The organism is Syntrophotalea sp. (genome assembly GCF_050253115.1).
Classification (GTDB): domain Bacteria; phylum Desulfobacterota; class Desulfuromonadia; order Desulfuromonadales; family Syntrophotaleaceae; genus Syntrophotalea; species Syntrophotalea acetylenica.
The window spans coordinates 37,146-43,673 of sequence record NZ_JBFWJQ010000008.1 but is presented as its reverse complement, the minus strand read 5'-3'; the positions used below and the strand labels follow the sequence as shown (position 1 = coordinate 43,673).

Annotated in this window: 7 protein-coding genes; 3 read left to right on the top strand and 4 right to left on the bottom strand. The window is 60.1% G+C overall.

Annotated features, from left to right (window positions below; translation table 11 throughout):
• The coding region (locus AB7E65_RS01925) for a DnaJ C-terminal domain-containing protein (RefSeq protein ID WP_428745170.1) at window positions 1-197 on the top strand (197 nt) is incomplete at its 5' end.
• A gap of 21 nt (window positions 198-218) precedes the next feature.
• Here the strand turns inward: AB7E65_RS01925 and hemH are convergent.
• The 4 genes from hemH to AB7E65_RS01905 all read right to left on the bottom strand — a co-directional run bounded on the left by hemH (window position 219) and on the right by AB7E65_RS01905 (window position 4,661).
• Window positions 219-1,268, bottom strand: a complete 1,050-nt coding sequence (hemH, locus tag AB7E65_RS01920) for a ferrochelatase (protein WP_428745169.1) — start codon at window positions 1,266-1,268, stop codon at window positions 219-221.
• Between the two features lie 11 nt (window positions 1,269-1,279).
• Window positions 1,280-2,308 carry a uroporphyrinogen decarboxylase gene (gene hemE / locus AB7E65_RS01915; protein WP_072285948.1) on the bottom strand — a complete coding sequence of 343 codons (1,029 nt, stop codon included), beginning with the start codon at window positions 2,306-2,308 and terminating at the stop codon, window positions 1,280-1,282.
• Window positions 2,292-3,395: a radical SAM protein gene (locus tag AB7E65_RS01910; protein WP_407703132.1), complete on the bottom strand. Its 1,104-nt coding sequence runs from the start codon at window positions 3,393-3,395 to the stop codon at window positions 2,292-2,294. The genes hemE and AB7E65_RS01910 overlap by 17 nt, the downstream gene beginning before the upstream one ends.
• A 156-nt stretch (window positions 3,396-3,551) precedes the next feature.
• The gene (locus tag AB7E65_RS01905; protein WP_320361398.1) at window positions 3,552-4,661 is read right to left on the bottom strand and encodes a nitronate monooxygenase family protein; all 1,110 of its coding nucleotides are present in this window, start codon (window positions 4,659-4,661) and stop codon (window positions 3,552-3,554) included.
• Window positions 4,662-4,826: 165 nt separating this feature from the next.
• Between AB7E65_RS01905 and AB7E65_RS01900 the strand changes: the two genes are divergently transcribed.
• Together AB7E65_RS01900 and AB7E65_RS01895 are read left to right on the top strand one after the other, a co-directional pair.
• Window positions 4,827-5,789 carry a sensor histidine kinase gene (locus AB7E65_RS01900; protein ID WP_072285951.1) on the top strand — a complete coding sequence of 321 codons (963 nt, stop codon included), beginning with the start codon at window positions 4,827-4,829 and terminating at the stop codon, window positions 5,787-5,789.
• Entirely contained in the window at window positions 5,786-6,508 is a 723-nt protein-coding gene (locus AB7E65_RS01895) for a response regulator transcription factor (protein ID WP_072285952.1), read from the top strand. Before AB7E65_RS01900 ends, AB7E65_RS01895 begins: the two co-directional genes overlap by 4 nt.
• Window positions 6,509-6,528: the final 20 nt, after the last annotated feature.

Genomic DNA, 6,528 nt, shown 5'->3' with positions numbered 1-6,528 from the left:
TGGAAGGGGAAAAACGGGTAAAGGTGCCGGCCGGCATGGCCAGTGGCGGCAAAATCCGCCTGAAAGGCTACGGCGTGCCGACCCACGGCCGCAAAAAGGCCGGTGACCTGTTCGCCGTCATAGAAATCGCCATACCCCGCAAACCGACGGCGGAGCAGCGGCAACTCCTGCAAAAACTGGCCGAAGCCGGCCTGTGATCCACGAACGCGCCTGGCGAATCAAGGCGCATTCCGGCAGGGAGCTCCGATGGCCGTCGGCCGCTTGTGCCAGGAAGCGGGTACGCTGGATGCCACCAGCGCCGCCATGGCGCGCATAAAGCCGGCATCATCATTGAACGCAGCAATGCGTTCAAACCGCTCCAGGCCCTTTCCCAGGGCATACTTCTTGTAGCCATGGTCAATTTCATACAGGGTTTCGACGTGGTCGGACACGAAGGAAATCGGCACGATCAGCACCTGCCGGCACCCTTCGACCGCCAGGGCATCGAGGGTTTCGGCAACGCTCGGCCCGATCCATCGCACCGGTCCGCTACGGCTCTGGAAAGCCAGCCTGGAGGAACACTCCGGCAGCCGCTCCAGAACCCCCCGCATGGTGGCCCGCACCTGGTTCAGATAAGGATCCCCCCGCAGAATCAGGCTTTCCGGAACCGAATGGGCGCTGAACACCAGCACCACCTGGCGGCGCCGGTCGGCCTCAAATCGGCGTAATCCTTCCCGTACGGCATCGGCAAGGGCATCGAGATACGGCGGCCAATCGAACCATTCGGGAATCAGGCGATAATCAAGATCGGGGCAGAAACGCACGGCGTTGCGGCAGAAATCGTTAATGCTGCTGCCGCTTGTGGCCGTGGTGAAGTGAGGGTAAAGAGGCACAACCGCGGCACGCCGCACCCCCTCTTGCCGTAGCCGGTTGAGAACCTGCGGCGCGCGCGGCCCCCAGTAGCGCATGATGACCTCCGGCTGCCAGCCTTCGCCGAGCAGCCCGGCGATACCACGGGCCTGGTATTCCGTCCAGTGCCGCAAAGGTGAAGCCCCGCCGATCGCCTGATAGGCGCGCCGCGCCCGGGGCGCGCGCAGTCTCGCCAACAGCCGGGCAAAGGGACGCTGCAGCAGAGCCCCGCCAGGCAGTCGGATCAGTTCCCGGTCGGAGAAAAGATTCCGCAGAAACGGCTCCACGGCCAGAAGGGAATCCGGCCCTCCCATATTGAGCAGCACCAGGGCGGTCTTTTCGGCCATCCCGGCCTCGGTCCGCCATAGGGGGCGATTCATGCCAACCTCCCTCAACGCTGACTGAGGCGATGGACGCAATCGACAAGAAATGCAGCGTTTGCGGGCGGCACTTCGGGCACAATCCCATGGCCGAGATTGAAAACATGCCCGGGCCGGCCGCCATTTTCATCCAGAATGCGCCGTACTTCAGACTCGATGACGGCTTGCGTCCCCAGCAATACCGCGGGATCGAGATTTCCCTGCACCGCCACACCGTCACCGAGAATTTCCCGGGCCTGTCCCAGACCGATTCCCCAGTCAAGACCGACGACATGTCCACCGGCCGAGGCGACAAGATCGAGCATGGTGCCGGCGCCTTTGACAAAATGGATCAGAGGCACTTCCAGATCCTCGAGCGCGGACAGAAGCCGACGGCTGTAAGGCAGAACGTAACGTCGGTAATCGGTCGGAGCCAGAATCCCCCCCCAACTATCGAAAATCTGCAGGGCCTGGGCACCGGCGCTGACCTGGGCCCGCAGATAAACGATGCTGGCATCGGTTATTTTATCCATCAACCGCGCATAGATTTCGGGCATCCGGAACATGAGGCTTTTCAGAGCCAGAAAATGGCGGCTGCCGCAGCCTTCAACCATGTAGCAGGCCAGGGTAAAAGGAGCGCCGCCAAATCCGATCAGAGGCACGCGTCCCTCCAGTTCCCGTCGCAGCAAGCGGATGGTCTCCAGTACAAATGGCACATCTTGCTCCGGTTGCAGCAGGCGCAGGGATTCCACATCGGACGCCGTGCGCACCGGCGGATTCAACACGGGAGCCGGCTGGTAATGCAGATGCTGCCCCATGGCTTCCACCGGAATCAGAATATCGGAAAACAGGATGGCGGCATCGACACCCAGGGCGTCGACGGGTTGCAGCGTGACCTCGGCGGCCAGTTCCGGGGTCTTGCACAGGTCGAGAAACGCAACCCGCTCCCGGATCGTTCGATACTGGGGAAGATAACGCCCGGCCTGCCGCATCAGCCACACGGGAGTGCGGCTTACCGGTTTGCCGTAGCAGGCCCGTATGAAATCATGATTTTCTGCCATCGACCTGATCCTTCGGAATATTGCGCGCGCCCGGCTGATAACTGCAGAAGGGCTCCTCCGCAAGGTAATCGCCATAGACGGCATCGGCCCGCGCGCGGCAACCGCCGCAGACCCTCAAGTATTCGCAATTGCCGCATTTGCCGCGGTAAAGGCTGAAATCCCGCAACTGCCGCAGGATCGGCGCATCGAACCACAACCGGCGGAAAGGTGTATTTTTGATGTTGCCCGCCGAACGTGGAAAATAGGAGCAGGGTTTAACCTCGCCGAAGGCATCGATGAAGCAGATGCTCTGTCCGGCCAGACATCCCTTCCCGCCGCCGGTGGAAAACGACAGGCTGCGCCGCTCCAGAGAGCGCCCCTCGGCCTGCGCCAGTTGCGGTGCGATGCGGTAATAGTGGGGCGCGCAGGTCGGACGCATCAGAATATCCTTTTCGTCCCGTTCCTGGCGGTAGTGCCAGGCCAGTATCTCTTCGTAGTCTGGCCCGCTGATCAGTTCCTCCATGATGGACTCTCCCCGTCCGGTCGGAACGATCATGAACAGATACCAGGCCTGCGCCCCGAGCTTTTTGGCCAACTGGAAAGTGGCGGCGATATCGCTTTGGTTGCGCTTCGTAAAAGAGGAGTTTACCAGAAACGGTATGCCATTGCGGCGCAAAATGCCGGCGGCTTGCACCACCGCATCGAAAGCCCCGGGACAGCGCCGGAAATCGTCATGCACGGCGGCACTGGAACCGTCAAGAGACAAAGAAACCATGCGAATCCCCGTGGCCAGCATGTCCCTGCAGACACTGTCGGTTATCAGGGTGCCGTTGGTCGCCATGCACATGCGCAGGCCCTGGGCGGTTCCGTAGTCGGCAATCTCGAAAATATCCTTGCGCAACAGCGGTTCGCCACCGGACAAAACCATCACCGGGCGCGACACGGTGCAGATGTCATCGATCAGTGCAAACGCCTCCCGGGTCGAAAAATTGCCCTCGGAAGCGTGCGAATCGGAGGAGCAACGGCAGTGAATGCATTGCAGATTGCAACGCCGGGTTGTTTCCCAGGCAATCCACTTGGGCAGAAATTCTGTTACGAGATCACTCACTGGCATCCTCACCGGAAAAAAGGGGCCTGATCGCGCAATAGTACATCACAACCGGGGGGCGCGACAAGCGCTGCCGCCAGACTGGCACAAGGACCTATAAAAAAACGGGGTCCGCCATGGCTCGCCCCGTCGTTTTCGATTTGTATTTTCCGGCAATCAGGCATTGACCGCCAGGCTCTGTTTTTGCTGATGAGACAGCATAAACAGTTCGTCGAAAATGGCCTGCACCGTGGTAATGCGGTCGGCCTTCCAGGCGTTGGTTCCGCAAAACACCAGACCGGTGTCGACATCGCCGCGCTGAGCCCTGTCGAGAGCGCCGATAATACAGAAGCGTTCCCCGGTTTCCTTGAAAGTGCATTTTTTCAAACAGGCACAAGCACAATCGCAGCCGGCGTCGAGATCCCGCTGGCGGATGCGGTCGATATTGCCGACCAGCGCCCGCCCCGGCAGGCCGGCAGGACTCATAACCAGACCGATGTCCTCGGGGCGGCAGTCAAGATAGGCCTGTTTGAACGCCGGATCGGCATCGCACTCTTCGGTGCACACAAAGCGGCTGGCCATCTGTACCGCATCGGCCCCCTGCGCGAGAGCCTGCAGTATATCCTGCCGGTCCCAGATGCCTCCGGCGGCGATAACGGGCACATGACGCTGATGTACCTGCTGAAAGTAGGCCTTGACCTGGCGGACCGTTTCATACTGATCATAGCAACCGGTGCCGATATTTTCCGGCTTTTCCCCCAGATGTCCTCCGGCCGTATCGGGATCTTCGACCACAACCGCATCGGGAAGGCGATGGTGATTCTGCAGCCATTTGCGTGTGATAAGCTGAGCGGCACGCACCGAAGAGACAATCGGAATCAGCGCCACATCGGGATAATCAGCGGTCAAGGCCGGCAGGCTCATGGGCAGTCCGGCACCGCTGACAATATATTTGGCGCCGGCTTCGCAGGCGGCCCGAACCATAGCATCATAATTGGTCACGGCTACCATGCAGTTGACGCCAATGACGCCGTCAGGGGCAATCGCGTAGGCCTTGCGGATCTCATCCTTGAAGGCCTGTATATCGGCAGCGAAAAAATTGCGGCCGGTGTAGTAGGGACTGTTGACGCCGATTCCGGCGGCCGCAATCGTGCCGAAACCACCGCAGCGGGCGACGTGTCCGGCCAACCGCCCACCGGATATCCTCACCCCCATGCCGCCCAGAATCAGGGGAAACGGGGTGGAATATCGGCCGATGACCAGTTTTTTTACGGCGGTGTCTTTCATGATCGCATCTCCGGGTAAAAATCTCTCATATACTGTAACGTCCGTCATGGTACCAGAAAGTCGCGCCGCCAAATGTAATAGTTGTGTAAAACCCCGCACCGGCACAGGTGTTTCCACCCGCCTTTTCTCTTGTCCGGGACGGCCTGCGATGGTAAACAGGATGGCATGAAAACTTGGCGACGCATTTTCAATCCCCTCATGGCGCTGATCGGCATCCAGCTGGCCTGGGTGCTGGTGGTTGTTTCGTGGGTGACCTGGTTTTTGCAGAACCATCGCAAATTGCGCTCCCTGGCGGAAAAATACCACCCGGAGCTGCTGCTGGGTCGCTACGACTGGCTGCTGCTTGTCGAAGGGCTCGTGCTGCTGGTGGCGATTCTGGCCGGGGTCTATGTCATCTTTATCTACTGGCGCCGGCAGGTCTCGCTCTATCGTGCGCAAAAACAGTTCATATCCCAGGTCAGTCATGAACTGAAATCACCGCTGGCATCGCTGCAGCTGCACCTGGAAACCATCCGCATGCGGCAACCGGATCCGGACCGCCTGCAGGCGTTTCTCGACACCATGCTGGAGGATACGGTACGGCTCAACAATATGGTGGACAACATGCTGACCGCCAACCGCCTGGAACAACGCTGGCCGCGCCTCGACCTGCGTCTCGGCAACCTGTCTGCAGCCATCGAACAGTATCTTGAAGGGCAGTCGGCCACCCTGCCCGCCGACTGCCTGCTGGAAACAGCCATTGAACCGGAGCTGTTCTGCTATTTTGAACCTCTGGCAATTGAAACCATCCTGCGCAACCTGCTGGAAAACGCCATCCTCTACGCCAATGGCAAACCCCGCATCCGTGTCGAGCTGCACAAAACCGGGAACCGCTGCCACCTGACCGTAGCGGACCATGGGCGCGGCATCGACCCCAAGGAGCAGAAAAAGGTATTTCGGATGTTTTATCGAGGTTGGCACGATGGCGAAACCATTCGCGGTTCGGGGCTCGGCCTGTTCATCGTGCGCACCCTGGTATGGCGGCACCGGGGCAAGGTCTGGCTGGAAAGCAAGGGCAGGGACCAGGGCACCACCGTGCATATCCTGCTGCCCCGCAGCCTCCCCCCGGCGGGGGCGGGCACGCTATGAAAGAACCGTATATTCTGCTCGTGGAGGATGAACTCCACATCGCACGCGGACTTGTTTTCAATCTGGAACAGGAAGGCTACCGGGTTATACACGTCACCTCCGGGGAACAGGCCCTGGAACAGGCCCCGTGGCACCGCTGTCTGATGGTCATACTTGATTTGATGCTGCCGGGAATCGGCGGACTGGACGTCTGCCGCCGGATTCGCGACCTGGACCCCCGGCTGCCGGTTTTGATTCTGACCGCCATGGGCAAGGAGCAGAACCGCATCGCCGGTCTTGAAGCCGGGGCGGACGATTATCTGACCAAACCTTTCAGCCTGACCGAGTTTCTGCTGCGGGTGCGCGGCATGGTCAACCGCTCGAGGTGGTATCGCGACATCTCCGGGGACGCTCAGGGTTTCCGCTTCGGCGACAATTGTGTCTACCTGCACCAGCGGCGCGCCACCACCGCGCAGGGCAATCTGGATCTCACCGATCTGGAAGTGCGCATGCTGCGGATCTTTTTAGAAAATGAAGGTAAAATACTGTCACGCGAAGAGCTGCTGGCGTCGGTCTGGGGTCTGTCTCCGGACACCGAGACCCGCACCCTGGACAATTTCATTGTGCGGCTGCGCAAATACTTCGAAGCCACGCCCGGCCATCCGCGGCATTTTCTCACGATACGCGGCCGGGGCTATAAATTCTGCCGCAACGGCACCGCTGTATCCGGCGACGCATAAAAAAACGGGAGAGCTTTAAA

Coding starts and splice junctions, on each gene's coding strand:
- hemH (WP_428745169.1), bottom strand. CDS start 1,268: ATGAATCGCCCCCTATGGCGGACCGAGGCCGGGATGGCCGAAAAGACC.
- AB7E65_RS01895 (WP_072285952.1), top strand. CDS start 5,786: ATGAAAGAACCGTATATTCTGCTCGTGGAGGATGAACTCCACATCGCA.
- AB7E65_RS01905 (WP_320361398.1), bottom strand. CDS start 4,661: ATGAAAGACACCGCCGTAAAAAAACTGGTCATCGGCCGATATTCCACC.
- hemE (WP_072285948.1), bottom strand. CDS start 2,308: ATGGCAGAAAATCATGATTTCATACGGGCCTGCTACGGCAAACCGGTA.
- AB7E65_RS01900 (WP_072285951.1), top strand. CDS start 4,827: ATGAAAACTTGGCGACGCATTTTCAATCCCCTCATGGCGCTGATCGGC.